Raw genomic sequence first — 16,836 nt, 5'->3', positions numbered from 1 at the left:
ACCCACCCCGTCCCCGAACCCCTCTCCGCCCCACCCCGAGCCCCCTCCCGCAGTCCTCACCGCCACCCCCCTCAAGCCCCCTCCGCCTCACCCACGGCCCCCGAGTCCCCTCCCACGGTGCTCACCACCAACCCACCCCGTCTCCGAACCCCCTCCGCCCCACCCCGAGTCCGCTCGCCGTGCCCCTCCACCGCAGCACATGGGGGCCTTTCAACGGCGCCGGGTCGGCGGGAGGTCGTGCGGCGGGGTCGGCGCCGGGGTGCGGCGGGGAGGTGGGCCTCGGACTGCGACTTGACACGTCAAATCGTAGCGTTCTAGCTTGTGCCGGATCCCGACGGCCGGGATCGACGGCGCATCACCAGGAGGATCGATGAATCTCGAACCGCTGACCCCCGCCAACACCACCATCGTGCTGATCGACTTCGCGGTCGGGTTCGCCAACGTGCTGCGGTCGCACGACCTGCCCACCCACATCGGCAACGTCGTCGGTCTCGCCAAGACGGCGACCTGGTTCGAAACCGGCCTCGTGGTGACCAACGGGCTGCCGAGCAAGCCGTCGGGCCCGCTGTACCCGGAGCTGCTCGACGTCATCGGCGACCACCCCGTGGTCGAGCGCCCCGGTGCCATCAACGGCTTCCTGGACGAGGGCTTCTCCTCCGCCGTCCGCGCCACCGGGCGCAGGAAACTGGCCGTCGCCGGAGTGTCCACCGAGGGCTGCGTCCTGCAGACCGTGCTGGGCGCGCTGCGGGAGGGCTACGAGGTGTACCTCGTGGTGGACGCCTGCGCGAGCCTCACCCCGGAGACCCACCAGGTCGCGGTCCAGCGCATGGTGCGGGCCGGCGCGGTGCCCGTCACGTGGTTCTCCCTCGCCGGCGAGTTCCACGCCGACCACCGTAACCCGACCGCGCCGCTCTACCAGCGCCTCATGCGCGAGCACATCCCCACCATGGCCATGGGCGTCAACGGCTTCCTCGCCGCCCAGCAGCAGGCCCGCCTGGCCGAGTCCCCCGCCGTCTAGTGGTCGTCCGGCGGCGCCGGAGGCGTGGACAGCAGGAACGCCCGCATGTCGGCGGGCAGCACGTCCAGGAGGCAGCGGCGCACCGCCGCCGCGTGTGCCGCGTCGGCGGCGGCCATCACCTCCCGGCCGTCGGCGGTGATCTCCACGTTCACGTACCGGCCGTAGCCGGCATCGTCACGGCCGACCAGCCCTCGGGCCTCCATGCGCCGCAGCTGGTGGGAGAGCCTGGACGGCGACCAGGACAGGCTCTGCTCCAGGGCCTGGCGCGACAGGCCGCCACCCGCCTCGAGGAGACGCTTGAGCACCTCGTAGTCGGGCTGGGAGAGAGCGGCCTCCGCGGCGAGGCTCTGCGCGATGCCCGCGGTCACGTTCTCGCTCCACCGCAGGAAGGCGCGCCACACCCGCAGTTCGTCGGCGGACAGAGCGGACGCGCCGGAGCCGGAAGCGGGCGCGTCGTCCACGCCCGGTCCTCTGGGAGCCATGCCGACATTGTCCCCCGATTTGACGTGTCAAGCGAGACGTGCTCAGTTCATCGCCGCACGGGCCTGCCTGCGGACGAGCAGCATCGCGGCGTCGTCCCCCAGCGGGCCGCCCACGTGGGCGAGCAGATCCGAGCGCAGCTCGTCGAGAGCCGCCTGCGGGTCGTCCCTGCCCGCCAGGACGTTCGCCCTGTCGGCCAGCGGGTAGAACGCGCCGACGTGGTCGCGCGCCTCGATCACGCCGTCGGTGTACAGCAGGATCTGCTCGCCGTCCCCGAAGGGGACCCGGTGAGGCTTGGCCATCTCGGGGCCGAGGGACACCAGGCCCAGTGGAGGCATCTCCATCTCGGGCTCCGCCAGGCGGATCTTCTCCTCACCGCGGATCAGCAATGGAGCGGGGTGCCCGAAGTTGAGCAGGGAGATCTCCTCGTCGTGGACTTCGGCGAGGATGGCGGTGACGAATTGTTCCGTGCCCAGGTGCCGCGTGAGGCTGTTCTCCAGGCGGACCCCCACGCGGGCCAGTTCGGCCTCGTCGTAGGCGGCCTCGCGGAAGGCGCCGAGCACCCACGCGGCCGTCTCCACGGCCCCCAGCCCCTTGCCCTGGACGTCACCGATGAGCATGCGGACGCCGTTCGGCGTGGTGACCACCTCGTACAGGTCACCGCCGATCTGCGCCTCCGCGGCCGCCGAGGTGTAGGACAGGGCGATCCGCAGGTCGCCCGCCCTGCGCGGCACCGGGCGCAGCAGAACGCGCTGGGCCGCCTCGGCGACCATGCGGACGTTGGCCAGCTCACGCTCCCTGCGGATCCGCAGATGGCTGGCCAGGGCACCGGCGCCGGTGACGGCCAGGATCGTCGCGATGGTGAGGTTGTTCTGTGGCGTGAGCAGGAGGTCGTTGTACCGGGCCAGAGGGATGCAGACGATCAGCGCCAGCCCGCCGACGGCAAGGGTCCGGTGGACGCTGCCCGACACCGAGGCGAACGTCGGCCCCAGCGTCAGCAGGGGCAGGAAGCCCAGCCGGGGGCCGGCCAGAAGGTCGACGAGCGCCACGACGGCAATGGCGACGAAAGGCAGTGATCGGAGCACGGTCTGCGACATCTTTTGCGCACTCGTCGCCATAGCGTTCAGGGTCGCCCTCCAGTCAATTCGTGACCAAGGTAGCGCCAGGCGCTCCCCCGACGCCATCGACGACACGCGCACGCACGCGCTCCCCGCTCAACGACGCCCGCGGCCTCCAAAACCCTCCCACCCCCACCGCCGTCCCCCGACATGAGAACACCGACGCCCCCCACCCCGCCACGGACCGCCGCATCCACTGAACCCCGCCACCACCCCCTAAACGGGTCCACCGAACACCCGAGCACGGGCGTACCCGACCCCGCCACGGGGAGGCCGATCAGCTCGAACCCCATCGCCGTTCCGGGGCGGGTACACCGGCACCCGAGGGCGCCGGCGTGCCCGCGCCCGGCGACGGCGCGGCGACGGGGGCGGGTGGGGGTCGCTCAGAAGGTCGCCATCTCCTCGCCGGTGAGCCAGGATGCGCGGACCAGGGCGTGTTCGGTGGCCGCCAGGTGGACGGCGGCGGCCAGCCACGCCCAGGCGTACCCGTCGGCGCCCGGATCGGTGAGCCGTCCGAACACGTCGCGGCCGCGGCGATCGGCTTCCGCGGTGAACGCGGTGGCCAGCCGCGCCGCGGTCGCGAACCCGGCGCGGCGCAGCTGAGCAGCCTGCGCGTCGGCCTCGCCGCCCCGGGCGGCCTCGGCGGCCGCCCGGCGCCCGCCCGTCACGGCGAGCTCCACCAGACGGCGGACCCGCCAGAGAGGGGAGTCGGCCAGCGGGTCCTGCTCCGCCCCGGCACCGGCCGCAGGCGGCGAGCACGCGCCGGGCGACGGGAGGTGCGCCCCCTGCAGCCGGTCGTACCCGAGGTCCGCGTGGCCGCCCAGTTCGGGAGGAAGGCGCAGGGTCGCCTCGGCGCCCGGCACCGGCCCCACCGCGAGCGGACGCAGCGTGGCGGTCCGGTCGGGCTCCAGCCAGCCGACGACCCGCACCAGCAACCCCGGGCACGACGCCAGCCGGCGAAGGTTGGCGACATGGGCGAGATCCGGATGGGAACTCGCCGGCACCAGCCGCACCAGCGGCCCGCCGACGACCATGTCCTCGCCGTCGAGCACCGCGTGCGTCCCTCCATCGCCGGGCGCCGATGTGCCCTGTGCGCCTGGCGGGGACGGAAGAGAGCCGGCGGGACGGCCTCCGACCGGCGTGGCCGTGGCGGGCAGGACCTGGCGGGCGAGGACGTGGCCGCCCGCGGCACCGAGGATGACCAGATCACAGCCCAGCGGTTCCCGCGCCGTCTCGGCCGTCTCCGAATCGCTCCACGACCGCGCCGAAAGCCGCTCGGTCACCACCTCGCCGAGCGGGCGGGTGAAGAACGTGGCCAGGGGACCGGCGGACCACGGCAGGCCGGGAACGGGGGTCGCCCGGACGCCGCGGCCCGCTCCGAGACGGCCGTCGGCGGACACGGTGGCTCCGGTGACCAGGAGCCCGCCCCGGGCCAGCCCCGCGTGGTCCACGGTCGCCGAGCCGATGGCCACCGTGGCGGCCCCGGCACCCCTGGCCCTGGCGGAGCCGCCCGGCTTGACGTCGGCGATCGACAACCAGCGGCCGTCGTCGGTGACGAGGTGGGTGACCACGCCCGCGTACCCGGTGGCGCTGATGACAGGCTCACGGAAGACGCCGTGCACCCGCAGCGCTCCGCCCGGCTGGTAGCTGCGGCGCGCGGTGCCGATCAGCGCCGGGTCGGGGTCGGCGGCGGCGAGCATGCCCGCGGTGAGCAGCAGTTCGCGTAGCGCGGAGACGAGGTCGGCGAGGCGGTGGCCGTCGTGGCGGGCACGGGCGGCGCGGACGCCGCGTACCACCCGGAGCGCGGCGGCCTCCGCCCGGACGAGTCCGGCCAGCCGAGCGGTGTGCGCGGCCCTGAGCAGCTCGGCCTGCGGAACCGCCCCGGCGGCCGGCAGTCCGGCCGAGAGCAGTGCCGCGGCGGCTCTCCACAACCCGGCCGCGGCGGCCACCTGCGCCGCCGTCGGAGCCGAGCCCAGGCCGTTCCCAGAGGATCCCCGCACCTCCACCCCGGGCCCGGCCCCGCTTTCCCCGCTCGCCTCCGCCGTCCGCCCGATCCCGCCTTCTCCGCTCACCTCCACCGCCGGCTCGGTGCCACTTCCTCCCGCCGCCGCCTCGGCCCCGCTTCCCCCGCTCGCCTCCGCTGTCCGCCCGATCCCGCCTTCTCCGCTCACCTCCACCGCCGGCTCGGTGCCGCTTCCGGCCTCCGCTCCCTCTGCCGGGGGCGTCCCCGTGCGGTGTCCTTCACTTACGTCCCGTTCCGCCTCGGCGCCGGCGGCTCGGGGATCCTCGTCCGGATCGGGGTCGGCCGGTGGCGCGTCGGCGACGGGACAGGCGCTGAGAACGGCCGCCCGGTGCAGGCAACGGGGCGCCAGCAGGCAGCTGCACCGCACGGCCTCGTCCGAGGCCACCACACCGGCCGGCCCCGGCGAGAGGGTCACGACCGCGTCCTCGCCGCACCGCACGTGGACGCCCTCGTCGTCGGTGACCGGTGGCACCGCGGCGTACTGCTCGACCGCCGCGTCCAGCTTCTTGCGCAGCCTCGTGGTGAGGCCTTCCACGGCGGCGGCCACCACGTGCGGCAGCGCCGGGGGGAGGCCGGCGGCCGGCGGAGTGTCGGAAAGAGAGGAGGTCAACGGGGCTCTCCACGAAGGCGGTCGCCCACCCATCGGGCGAGGGCGACGGGGCTGAGTGCGGCGACCGGCATGCCGGCCGCGACGAGTTGCCGGGCGACGGGAACGGAGTAGCGAGGCACGCCGCCGTCGTCCAGGGCGGCGCAGCCCAGCAGGTGGACGCCCGAGGCGGCCAGCGAGCGAACCTCGCCGAGCAGGCCGCCGAGCGGATATCCCTCCTCGAAGTCGCTGACCACGACCATCAGCGTCCGGCTCGGCACGGTCACCAGCGAGCGGGCGTGGGCCAGCCCGGCCGCGATGTGGGTGCCTCCGCCGACCCGCACCTCCAGCAGGAGCGACAGGGGGTCGGCGACCTGATCCGTCAGGTCGATCACCTGCGTGGAGAAGGCGAGGAAGTGCGTGGACAGCGACGGCACCCCGGCGAGAACCGCCGCCGTCAGCGCGGACCAGACGACCGAGGCCTCCATCGAGCCCGACACGTCGACCACGAGCACGAGCCGCCAGTCGGCCTCCTGGCGGGCGCGCGTGCTGAACACGGGCCTTTCCGGGACGACGACGATGCGGCCGTCGCCGAGGCGGCGCGTGTACGGGAGGTTGGCGCGCAGCGTGCGGGGCAGGTCGAGCCGGCCGCCCGGACGGCGGGTGGGCCGGGGCGTCGCCAGCCCCGTCAGGGCGGGACGCAGGCGCGTCGCGAGCTGCTTGGTGAGCTCGGCCACCAGCTGCCGGACGAGGGGGCGGAGCTTGGCGAGCCGCTGCTCCGGCAAACCTCCCGCCAGGGACAGCACCGAGGTCAGCAGCTCCACCGACGGCCGTACGGCGCGCGGGTCGAGCTCGGCCAGCACGTCGCTGCGCCCGGTGTCGGCCGCCGTGGCGAGCACCTCCTCGCGGACGTCCTTGCCGAACAGCGCCTCGAGCTCCTGCGCCCACTCTCGGGCGGTGGGGAAGGACTCCCTCTGGCCGCCGCGGTCGCCCGTGCCGTGCCCGAAGTCGGCCGCGCCCTCGCCACGGCCCGAGCCGTACAGCTCGTCCAGGGCCCGCGCGTATCGGCGGGCATCGGACGGCAGCCGTTCGGGCTCCCGGCCGAGCAGCAACCGCCAGCGGTCGGCGGAGGCGAGCCGCCGCTCCCCCGCCTGTGGTCCCGCCCCGCCCTGGGATCCCCCGGCGGAGAGGGAGCGGCCCGCACCGGCCGGGCCGGCCGGCGGCGTGACGGTCCCGGGCGCACCGGCGGGCAGAGGAAGCCGCAGGGCTTCGAGGGTGGCGAGACCAGCGGCGTCGGCGGCGGCCCACATCGCCAGCAGCCGGGGCGGGGCCGCGAGGGTCAGGTCGGGCCGGTCGCCGAGGCGTTCGGCGACGACGTCCATCAGGCGGGCCCGGCCGGCGGGGGCCAGGGTGTCGAAGCCGCCTCGCAACGCCGGCAGCCGCTCCAGGAACGCCTGGTCGCTGAGCCCGTCGACGCGGTCCAGCAGCGGGCCGAGCGCCGCGGGGGCGGACTCCAGCAACGGCCCGGCGGCGGCCAGCACGCCGGCCAGCAGGCGGCCGAGGCGGCGGCGCCCCTCGGGCCCGGTCGCGGTGTCGACCCACCCTGCGGCGCGGGCTCCGAGGGCCTCGGGAGGCTCCAGGTCGAGCAGCACCCTGGCCGCCAGGGCCGCGCCCTGGACGAGCGGCGAACCGGTGCGGACGAGCCCGGCGAGGGCGTCGTCGATCCGCAGGCCGAGGCGCTGTTCGCCGGCCTTCGCCGCGAGGGCGATCAGGGCGGCGGCGTCCTGCTGCTGGTCGCTCCCGGCGAGCCCGGGAAGCGCGCGGACGACCGCCTCGAGGAGGGCGACCGCCAGTTCGGCCGCCTGGTCGCGTGCCTTCGCCGTGGCGCCGGGAAGGTGGCCGCGCCGCAGCGCCTCCAGCAGGTCGAGAGCCGCGAGCAGCTCGGCCGGCGTGGCGGAGGCGGGAAGTACGACGGCGGCGTCGGCGAGACGGTCCGAGACGAGCTCGGGCAGGTCACAGCGTGCCGCGGCACCCAGGGCGTTCAGGATCAGCGCACAGGTGGGGCCGCCGTCGGCCGACTCGCGGCGGAAGGTCTCGCCCAGCGTCCCGGCGGCCGCCTGGGCGGCGGTGACGCCTCGCACGCCGGCGAGGTCGAGCAGGGCGGGGACCGCCGGTGTCCAGCGGAGCCGCCAGCGCGTGGTGAGGGCGGTCGAGTCGCCCGTCGCCGCGACCTCGACCGGTTCGCCGTAGCCGACGCCGCAGACCAGCAGTCGTTGCAGCAGGATCTCGCGGCGGGCGTCCAGGTTGGACCGCAGTGGGTCGAGGCGTACCTCACGTGTGCCGGGATCCTCCGGGCACGGCAGCCGCAGCGCGGTGAGTTCGGCCTCGACGGACGGACCGAGCCCGGAGCGGGGCGTACCGGGCGCGGTGCGGCCCCGGCGGTTGCCGACGAGGATCGTCTCCAGGGCCTGGGCGATGGCCCGGCCGCGCCCAAGAGGCTCACCCTGGCCGAGGACGGCCGTGATCGCCTCCAGCAGCTCACCGCGTCCGGGCGCGGGCAGGCCGCGCAGTCGTGCGAGGTCGGAGGCCATGCGCAGGGCCTCCGCCGCCTCGCCGGTCCCCGCGGTGTGCCCGGCGGACCGCAGCTCCCGGCAGATGTTCGTGATCGCCGCGGCGGCGGCGTCCCGCACCCGGACGGGGTCGCCGCCCGCCTCGAAGACGGCCTGCTGCCAGAGTGGGTCGCGGATTCCGGCCGGGTACCCGGACCGGGAGTCGAGCAGATCGAAGGCGTACGGGACGAGCGAGGTGACAGGCGAGGCCCCGCCACGCTCGGCGACCGCCGCGTCTCGCCCGCGACGCCCCGCCCCCCTCAGCCCGTCTCCGGCTTCCGGCCCCCGCGAATCCGCCCGCTCGGACACACCGGCCGTACCCTGCTGCGAAGGTGGGCGAGCGTCGGCGAATGCGGGGTGGGGATCGACCAGGGCCGGGGCGTGGAAGGCGCCGATCACCGCGGCCACGCGGCGCCCGCCCGCGGCCGCTCGAGCGACGACCTCGCGCATGTGCGCCTCGCGGGCGAGGTCGACCGCCGGCACGCCGCCTTGGTTCTCGGCGTCCTGACGCAACGCCCATCCGACGCCGAGCGCGGCGCGCCGTACGGCCTCGGGTTCGCACCCGGGGGCGCGCACCTCGACGGCCCGGTCCCACAGGTCGTCGCCCTCGCGGCCGGTGCCCGACGCCGCCAGCGCGTCGGCGAAGACGGCGCGTGCCGCCGGTCCATCCCCTGCCCCGGCCGTCGGTCCATCCCCTCCCCCGGCCGCCGGGCCGGACGCGTCCCCAGCCGCCTGGCCGGACGCGTCCCCGGGCGTCGGGCCGGACGCGTCCCCGGCCGTCGGGCCGGACGCGTACCCGAGGGCCTGGTCGGGCATGTCCCCGGCCGCCGGGCCGCTCGCGTTCCCAGCCGCCGGGCCGGACGCGTCCCCGGGGGCCTGGTCGCCGGACGACGGGGACGGCGTGCCGGTGGCGTGCCAGCCGGGATCGGACAGCGGCAGGTCGCAGCACAGGACCTCTGCTCCGCGCTCGTAGGCCCAGCGGATGGCCGCCAGCTCCGGAGAGAAGTCGGCGAAGGGGTAGAACCCGAGGCGCCCGTCCTCGCCGGCCCCGGCCAGCGCGACCGGTGCTCGGGTGCCGGGATCGGCCAGATGCGGCAGCCATCGCTGGAAGTCGGCCGGTAGCTCCACACAGACGGCCTCGGCTCCGGCGGCGTCCAGCAGCGCGGGCACCACCGCGGCCAGCGCGGGACTGTGATGGCGCACCCCGATGAGGTACGGCCGGGGCGAACCGGCCAGCGCGTCGACGGCCTGGCGGGGGTCGTTCAGCGTCGTTGTCACCGCAGGGTCTCCCGGAGGTCCCAGAGGCGGCGCCACATCGCCGAGCCGTCTTCGGCGCGGCGGCGCACCGGGCCGTCCCAGTACCCGAGCAGCCGGCCGTGGTCCGCCGGGTCGTCCTTGCGGACGACCCCGAGGAGGTGTCCGGGCATCAGGTCGAGGACGTCGCCGTTCGGGAGGTAGGCGGCGGCGACGCCGAGTGAGGCGGCCACCTGGACGGCCTCGGCCGTCGACATGACGGTGCCGGGCCGTTCGACGTCCCAGCCCTCCGCCGACCGGCCCGAACGCAGGTCGCGGAAGACGGTGACCAGCGCGTCCAGGACGGCGTCGTCGACCTTGAACGCGGCCCCGGCGCGCTGCACGACCGCGGTGGCCTGGCGGCGCACCAGGGTCATCTCGGCGTCGGCGTCCGCGATGGGCTCGATGGTCTCGAAGTTGAACCGCCGCTTGAGCGCGGCCGACATCTCCGACACGCCCCGGTCCCGGAGGTTCGCCGTGGCGATGACGGTGAACCCGGACGTGGCGGCGACGTGGGCGTCGGCGGTGCCGGCGAGCTCGGGGACGCTCAGCCTCCGGTCCGACAGGATCGACACCAGGGCGTCCTGCACCTCGGGGAGGCAGCGGGTGATCTCCTCGACCCGCGCCACCCGTCCGGTGCGCATGGCGGTGAGGACGGGCGAGTCCACCAGCGCCTGCCGGCTCGGGCCCTGTGCCAGCAGCATCGCGTAGTTCCAGCCGTACCGGAACGCGTCCTCGGTGGTGCCGGCGGTGCCCTGCACGGTGAGCGCGCTGGTGCCGCAGACCGCGGCGGCCAGGAGCTCCGACAGCATCGACTTGGCCGTTCCGGGCTCGCCGACCAGCAGCAGCCCGCGCTCGCCGGCGAGGGTGACGACGCACCGCTCCACCAGCGCGCGTTCGCCGACGAACTTGGCCGGCACGGTCAGCCGGGCGGGCAGCGTGTCGTCGGCAGTGGAGCGGCGGTTCTTCGGCAGCTGGAGCGCCTCGCCGTCACTGCCGCAGATGAAGGTGACCACCGCGCGGGGGGTGAGCACCCAGCCGGGTGGCCGGGGCCCGTCGTCGTGGGCGGCGAGGAAGGCGATCTCGGTGGCGTACCGCTCCTCGGCGGACAGCACCTGCGGTGCCGGTGAATGCTCGGTCAAAGTCATCGTGTAAACCTCGTGGTGATCGGAGTTGTCGGTCGCACCGCCGGCCCGCCGGTTCGGTCGTGTCCCGTACCGGCAGGCCGGGCGTCCCGCACCGTGGCCGTCCGCCGCCCGAAGCCGGACGCACCGGACGGCCCTGCACAGCGCCGGGTCGAGCGGACGGTGGCCCTGCCGCGCCGGGACCTCCGGGAACCCGGGTGGCCATGGGCGCGGGGCCGCTGAGCGGCCGGTGACCCGCCGCCCGGAACCGGACGGCTCTGGGCGGGGGCCGGTGACCCGCCGCCCGGAGCCGCACGGAACCCGGACGGCCCTGGGTAGGGGCCCGTGACCCGCCCCCCGGAACCGGACGGCCCTGTGCGGGGGCCCGTGCCCCCCGGACCGACGGCCCTGTGCGGGGGCCGGTGACCCGCCGCCCGGAACCGGACGGAATCCGGGCGGCCCGGCGGGCGGACGGGGGCGTGGGGCAGGAGAGGCGGATCAGCGGCGCCGGGGGCGTTTCGTTCTCAGCTCCTCGAAGCGCGGGCCGTCGCCGTCGCGGACCCGTTGCCACGCCCTGTGGTACAGCGCGGCGGCGGGCTCGGCGGGCAGGATCACGCCCAGGGGCGCCGACTGTCCGGCGACGAGGTCGAACAGGGGAAGCTTCCACTGCTCCAGCGGCAGCCGTGGCGCCTTGAGGTCGACCCAGCCGCCCGGGAGGAACAGCGAGCGTCCGGCCCGGGTGCGGGCGGCCTGGACGACCAGGTCGGTGGCGGCCAGCTCGGCGCGGGCGGCCTTGAGCCGGGCCGGTCTCCAGCCCGTCCACCGGGCGACGGCGCGGTCGGTCGGATCGGGCATCGCCAGCAGCGTCAGGTAGAGCGCGGCCGCGTCCTCGCCGAGGCCGTGCTCCTTGGCCGCCTCGCCCACGAGCTCGGGAACCGAGCGGGTGGGGTCCTGCGGCCACCAGGTGCCGTCGGCGTCGCGCCGCCCGGCGAGCGGGGCTCCGGGGTCGGCCAGCAGGGCCTCGAACCGCGCGTCGCGCGCCACGCGCAGCGCGAGCTCGGCCGGGAACGGCTCGTCGGTTCCGTGGACGGCCCGCAGCGCGGGCAGGTAGGGGTCGTGACCTGCGGCGTCGAGCAGGGCCGTGCGGACGCCGGGTGCCGGCCGGTCGTCGTAGGTGGCCATGATGACGGCGCCGTAGCGCTCGAAGCCCTCGCCGACCTCGGTGGGCGCTCCGGCCACCTTGCGGAATTCGGAAAGGCTGACGTAGGGGCCGAGGTCGAGCATCAGGCCGGGGTTGTCGAGCCGCCGCCTGATGGTGGCGAGCGCGACCGGCAGCGCCGAACGCAGGGCGTGCCCGGCGGGAAGCCGGTGGGCGAGCCAGGCGGCCATCGCGACGGCCGCTACCAGGGTGCCTGAGGTGAATCCGGTCGCGTCTTCGTCGACGGGACGGACGCGGTCGCCACGGACCGCCCACACCAGGTCGGTGCCGAGCTCGGGGTCGCTCTGCGGGTCGAGCAGCGCGGGCAGCGCCCGGGACGGCACCCAGCCGGGTTTGACGGCGGACGCGGCCTCGGCGCGCAGCCATTCGGGTACGGCGACCCGGCGCCCGACCTTGTCGTTCCACAACGTGGCGGCGGCCGCGACGTCCGGCCCGTCGGTCCACAGCCGGGCCGGGTCGGCGGGGAGGAGCGCGGCGACGAGCGCGCGCCGCAGGCCGACGTCGAGCTGCCGCAGCTCGTCCTTGGCGATCGCCGCTTCGGCGACCTTCAGCCCCAGGGTGGCGCGTGCCGCCTTGGGCAGGAAGTTCTGCTCGTAGCCGCCGATGTTCGGCAGGCCCGCGGTGACGAGCCGGGCGAGGGTCGCCGAGACGCCGGTCAGGCGGGCGAACTCCTCCGCCGCCTCCGGCCGCCACGGGGCGGGGCCGCGCGCGGCCAGCTCGCCGAGGGACGCCGACAGCCAGCCCGCCTCGCGGCCCTCTCCCACGGGGGACGACGACCGGACGACGTACGGCTGCGGGACCTCGAAGCGCCCGGCCGGGTCGTGGAAGAGCGCGGCGAAGTCGCTGCCGCCGTTGTCGCTCGCCCAGGTGTCGACGAAGGCGATGAACGCGCCGTCGTCCAGGGGGAGCACGCCTCGCCACGCCGGTGTGCGGTGGGCGGCCCTCCGGGGATCGAGGTGGCGCACGTCGAGGTGGAGGAGGAACCGGCGCCAGCGGGCGGGCTCGGCGTCCGCGAGACCCAGCGTGTCGATCAGTCCCAGGATCTCGGCCAGGGCCTGCCGGTGAGGCGGTTCGGTGAACTCCGAGGCCGCCCGGAAGGCCAGGGCCGCGCACTGGTCGAGCAGGGACGCCCAGTCGACCGTCGAGTTCGGCAGCGGGGGCCCGTCGAGGTGCAGGCCGGCGGCTCCGCCCGCAGTGCCGGCGGCACCCCCCGAGGCCACCCCATCCGCGGCGCCCACCGCACCCCCGGCGGCGCTCCCGGAGGTCATGCCGTCCGCGGCCGCCGTGCGGGGCTGACCGGCCGCGTCCGCGACCGGCTCCTCTCCGGGGCCGCCCGCCGGACCGGCGGCCGCCCGGCGCAGGGTCTGCAGCTGGCGGAACGCGCCGTCGGTGTCACCGCCGTACCGGGAGTAGCCGCCGACGAGGCCGTCGAGGGCCTCGGCGAGGGTGCGGTCGGCGGGCCCGGCCTGGTCGTGGTGGTGCTCGCCGGTGAGGGCTTCGGCCAGCCGGACCGCGACGGCGTCGAGCGCCGCCCGCTGTCCAGCGGCGAGCCGCGCCACCCCGGCGATGCCGGCCACCAGCGCCTCGTCGCCGACCTCGGGGAACAGGGCCCGCACCTGGGCGTGCAGCGCCTCGTCGCCGGGGGCGTCGGCGGCGGCCTTGAGGAGAGCGGCGGCGGTGTCGTGACCGACGTGGCGCAGGGCCGCCGATCCGCGCGGGTCACGGGGGCGCAGGAAGTGCCAGAAGCGCAGGGGCGGCAGGATCAGCGTGCCGGCGGCGAACGTCCCGGGCGTGTCGTCGGTGCGGGCCTCGGAGGTGACCACGCCGTCGGTGTCGGCCAGGTGAACGCGGTAGGAGCCGTGCAGCACCGCCCGGGGCCGGTCGTCGCCGGGGAAGGTGAGAGCGTGCACGGGAGGCGCCGTGTCGTTCCCCAGGGTCATCACCCGCCCGGCGAGGTCCTCACCGCGCAGGGATCCGTCGGGCAGCCGGACGACACGCCAGCCGAGCAGGCCGTTCGCCGGGACGGCGGCGGGGGTGGCCTCCGCCGTAGGGGCCGGGAGCATCCAGCCGGAGTGGAAGTCGCTGCCGGCGGGGACGTCGCGCAGCGCTTCGGCCAGGAAGGCCGGCTCGCTCCTGCGGCCGAGTGCGCCGCCGGCCGGGTCGTATTCGTACCATCCGGGGGCGGCGCCGCCGTGGCCGTCCCAGCTCCACAGCCAGGAGGTGACGCCGTCGCTCACGAGCGGTCGCTCGTCGGGGATCGCGGTGTCGCCGGGGTGCAGGACCCCGGTGCCGGTGGTGCGCCCACCGCCGGGCAGCGGCAGGGTGGCGGGCTCGTTGGCGCGGTACCAGCCCATGCGGGTGCCGCGTGGGGCGCCCTCCAGCGGCTGCGGCCGGTCGGCGGAGGTGTGCCAGTAGCCGAGCAGCCCGCCGTCGCGCCGGCTGGACCTCCAGTAGACCAGCAGCTCGCCGTCGACGTAGTGGAAGCTCGGATCGCCCCAGGCGTCGTCGGCGGGGATGCGCAGGTCGTGGGTGAGGACGACGCCCTCGGGGCCGATCACCCTGGCCTGTGCGGGGCCGGCGACGATGAGGTAGGGCCAGGCGTCGGCGACGACGAGGTCGTCGACGTCCTTCCCGGCGATGAGGGTGGCGGCGGCGTCCTCCCAGTCGGGCCAGCCGAGCTCGTCGAACAGGCCGGCCCTGAGCGTGCGGGCGAGCACCGGCGCCAGGTCGGCCCTGGCGGCGTCGCGCACGGCGTCCTCGGCGAGGACCAGCGCCTCCCCGGGCAGCCACCCCAGCCGCCGCAGGGCCCCGGGCAGGCCGGGCAGGCCGGCCGCGGACGACGCGCGGGCCACCTCGCGGACCCATTCGGCCAGCATCGGCCGCCCGCCGGGCGATGCGGCGAGGTGGCGGAGGGCACGATGACCGTCGGTGTCGTCGCTGAAGCGGTAGGCCGCCCTGTGGAAGGCGGGCCGGAACCGCGGGTCGGCGGCGAGGGCCAGCAGGTCACGGCGTTCCTCGCCCTCGGCCCACTCTTCCAGCCACAGGAAGGTGCGCTCGCCCGGGTCGGCGACGGGGATGCCGAGCGCCAGCAGCAGGTCGAGCAGGTCGACGTCGTACTTCACCGTCAGCGCGTGGCCCCGCCCGGCCAGCTCGGCGCGCAACCGACCGGCGAGCCGTTCGACCAGGGAGTACAGGGCGGGCAGGGCCGGAGGAACGCCCGGCGCCGAATCGCGGGCCGTCAGGAAGCGCTCGAGCCACCCGGAGGTGCCGTCGGCGGGCCGCTCCTCCTCCGCCGCCTCGCCGCCCAGCCCCGCCAGGGCGCCGCACGCCCCGAGAAGATCGAGCCACACGCCGGGGAACTCCTTGCCGGAGAAGCGCGGCATGATGTCGAGCAGCCTGCCCCGCACGGCGGGGTCGCGGTGGGCCAGCCGGACGACGGCCGGTGTGTGGGCCTTCCACCAGGCCGCGGGGGCGCGCAGGGTGGCCGGCAGGCCGAGCAGCTCGTCGAGGTGGGCCTCCTCGACGGCGTCGGCGTCGGCTCCGGCCGCCCGGGCGAGTCTGCGCAGGTCGGTGGCCATCTGGGCCGACGGCGGCAGCCCGCCCGCCGAGCGCCGTAGGCACAGCCGGACGTAGCGCCGCAGGGCCTCCTCGGCGCCCGTGCGGGCGGCCAGCTCCTTGGCGTACGCCGACAGGACCTTCACCGGCAGGGCGCCGGCCAGCGCGAACTCCAGGAACACCGCGTCGAGCCGGTCGTCGTCGACGGCGAGCCCGTGCTCGGTCTCGGCCCTGCGCGCGGCCGAGAACATCTGCGCGGCGTAGGTGGCGTTCTCGACGGTGAGGAACACGCGCCCGGCCTGCTCGTAGAAGGTGGGCAGGAAGTGGGGGACGGCCGCCGCGAGCCGGGCGGCGAGCGCCTGGTAGGCCTCCAGCGCCGCCTTGGGCTTGGTCTTGGCCTGCCGGGCCGCCCGCTCCAGCTCGGGCACCACCGCCAGCGCGTGGTGGCCGTCGCCGGGGTGGTGCACCAGCACCCACTCGGGGAACCCGAGCGAGCGGCGCGCGCCCAGCCCCACGACGACCGGCTCGCCCTGGGGCTCCAGGCCGAGGAATCCCGCCGCGAGGTCTTCGGCGGCGCCGAGCTCGTCCGCGACCAGGCGCACCACCACGCGTCCGTCGAGGCCCGGATGCCGGTAGGCGCGGGCCGTCAGGGGAACCGCGCGATCTCCGCCCTCGGCTCCCGGCGGCAGCACCGCCCCGGCCTTCAACAGCTCCTCGGCCTCGGCCGCCAGACCCGTGGCCGCGGCCCCGGCCTCCGGCGGCACCGTCGCGGCGTGGGGCCGCTGCGCCCGCTCCTGTGACGTCGCCCCGCTCACGCGTCCTCCCCCTTCTCGATGTCGCGGCCCGCGTACAGCGCGGCGGCCATGCGCATGCCCTCCGACCAGGCCACCGGCCCGACCTCGCTGAGCGGCAGCGACCGGCCGCCGGCGTCGTGCCAGGTGAGGGCGCCGGTCGCCACCCCCTCGTCCCAGTAGGGCTCACCGATCCACACCGCCCCCTCGACGGTGCGGCCGGCGTCGCGCACGCGGCAGGTGGCGTAACCTCCTGACACGCGGTAGCCGAGGGACGTCGCGCGGGCCGCCAGGCCGAAGCGGGAGCCGAACCTGCCGCCGGAGAACTCGGTGACCTCGGTGGCATTCGCGGGCAGGTCGCCGGGTCCGCGCCACACGGCCCGGTGGATCTGCTCGACCTTCTGCGTCACACCCAGCTCGGCGGCGAACTCGCGCAGGTCGTCGAGGTCGGGCAGCAGCACCGGGTGTGGCAGCGTCACCGTCACCGGCGACAGCCGGACGGTCTCGCCGTCGAGGTTCACCACGCGCAGCTCGCCCTCGTCGGTGGCGTCGCGCAGGAAGCCGGCCTCGTCGGGATCGTCGCCGACGACGACCATGTCGCGCAGCGCCGACCGCCAGGCCTCGTCGGGCCACACCCGGGCCAGCAGCACGGTGGGCACCGGCAGCGACGACACCATCCAGGCGTCGACCTGCGCGACGCAGGCGGCGGCGTGCCGGTCGAGCCACTCGGCGAAGCGGCGCAGCCGATCGACCTCGGGATGGTCGCGCAACGCCTTCGGCAGCGACTTCAACGGCCGCCCCGCCGCGCGGCCGGACGTCGCCCGCGCGGCCACCCGGCCCTCCAAGAGGGCGACTTCATACCCCTCGCCCACCGACAGCCAACCCACCTGTCCCCCACCTTTCACCGGACATGGTTCATCGATTCCACGAGGCGTTTCGAAGATCTCGCCGACGTGATTGCGCGGAACGTTAGCGGCGGCCACCGACAAACGGCCACACCGCGATGACGGGCCCTTCTCA

At 76.0% G+C, this 16,836-nt stretch carries 8 protein-coding genes; 1 reads left to right on the top strand and 7 read right to left on the bottom strand.

The window, feature by feature from the left end; all coding sequences use genetic code 11:
• Positions 1-370: 370 nt before the first annotated feature.
• On the top strand, positions 371-1,018 hold the full coding sequence (locus KIK05_RS14955) for an isochorismatase family protein (protein WP_214411291.1): 648 nt from the start codon (positions 371-373) through the stop codon (positions 1,016-1,018).
• Here KIK05_RS14955 and KIK05_RS14950 read toward each other — a convergent pair.
• The 7 genes from KIK05_RS14950 to KIK05_RS14920 form a co-directional block, all read right to left on the bottom strand.
• On the bottom strand, positions 1,015-1,500 hold the full coding sequence (locus KIK05_RS14950) for a MarR family winged helix-turn-helix transcriptional regulator (RefSeq protein WP_214411290.1): 486 nt from the start codon (positions 1,498-1,500) through the stop codon (positions 1,015-1,017). The two genes, KIK05_RS14955 and KIK05_RS14950, sit on opposite strands and share 4 nt — an antisense overlap.
• A gap of 42 nt (positions 1,501-1,542) precedes the next feature.
• Positions 1,543-2,583, bottom strand: coding sequence for a PP2C family protein-serine/threonine phosphatase (locus tag KIK05_RS48860; RefSeq protein WP_308249922.1), 1,041 nt, complete (start codon positions 2,581-2,583; stop codon positions 1,543-1,545).
• A gap of 416 nt (positions 2,584-2,999) precedes the next feature.
• Complete coding sequence (locus tag KIK05_RS14940; RefSeq protein ID WP_214411288.1) at positions 3,000-5,249, bottom strand: SWIM zinc finger family protein; 2,250 nt, start codon at positions 5,247-5,249, stop codon at positions 3,000-3,002.
• Positions 5,246-9,112 carry a DUF5682 family protein gene (locus KIK05_RS14935; RefSeq protein WP_308249921.1) on the bottom strand — a complete coding sequence of 1,289 codons (3,867 nt, stop codon included), beginning with the start codon at positions 9,110-9,112 and terminating at the stop codon, positions 5,246-5,248. Before KIK05_RS14935 ends, KIK05_RS14940 begins: the two co-directional genes overlap by 4 nt.
• Positions 9,109-10,275 carry an ATP-binding protein gene (locus KIK05_RS14930; RefSeq protein WP_214411286.1) on the bottom strand — a complete coding sequence of 389 codons (1,167 nt, stop codon included), beginning with the start codon at positions 10,273-10,275 and terminating at the stop codon, positions 9,109-9,111. Before KIK05_RS14930 ends, KIK05_RS14935 begins: the two co-directional genes overlap by 4 nt.
• A 474-nt stretch (positions 10,276-10,749) precedes the next feature.
• Positions 10,750-15,840, bottom strand: a complete 5,091-nt coding sequence (locus tag KIK05_RS14925; protein ID WP_308249920.1) for a DNA-binding protein — start codon at positions 15,838-15,840, stop codon at positions 10,750-10,752.
• Positions 15,837-16,703 carry a DUF4132 domain-containing protein gene (locus KIK05_RS14920; RefSeq protein ID WP_214411285.1) on the bottom strand — a complete coding sequence of 289 codons (867 nt, stop codon included), beginning with the start codon at positions 16,701-16,703 and terminating at the stop codon, positions 15,837-15,839. The genes KIK05_RS14925 and KIK05_RS14920 overlap by 4 nt, the downstream gene beginning before the upstream one ends.
• Between the last annotated feature and the right edge of the window lie 133 nt (positions 16,704-16,836).

Origin of the sequence: Sphaerisporangium fuscum, assembly GCF_018531465.1 — a bacterium.
GTDB lineage: Bacteria > Actinomycetota > Actinomycetes > Streptosporangiales > Streptosporangiaceae > Sphaerisporangium > Sphaerisporangium fuscum.
The sequence above is the reverse complement of the archived record's forward strand: the minus strand, read 5'-3'. Positions and strand labels throughout refer to the sequence as shown.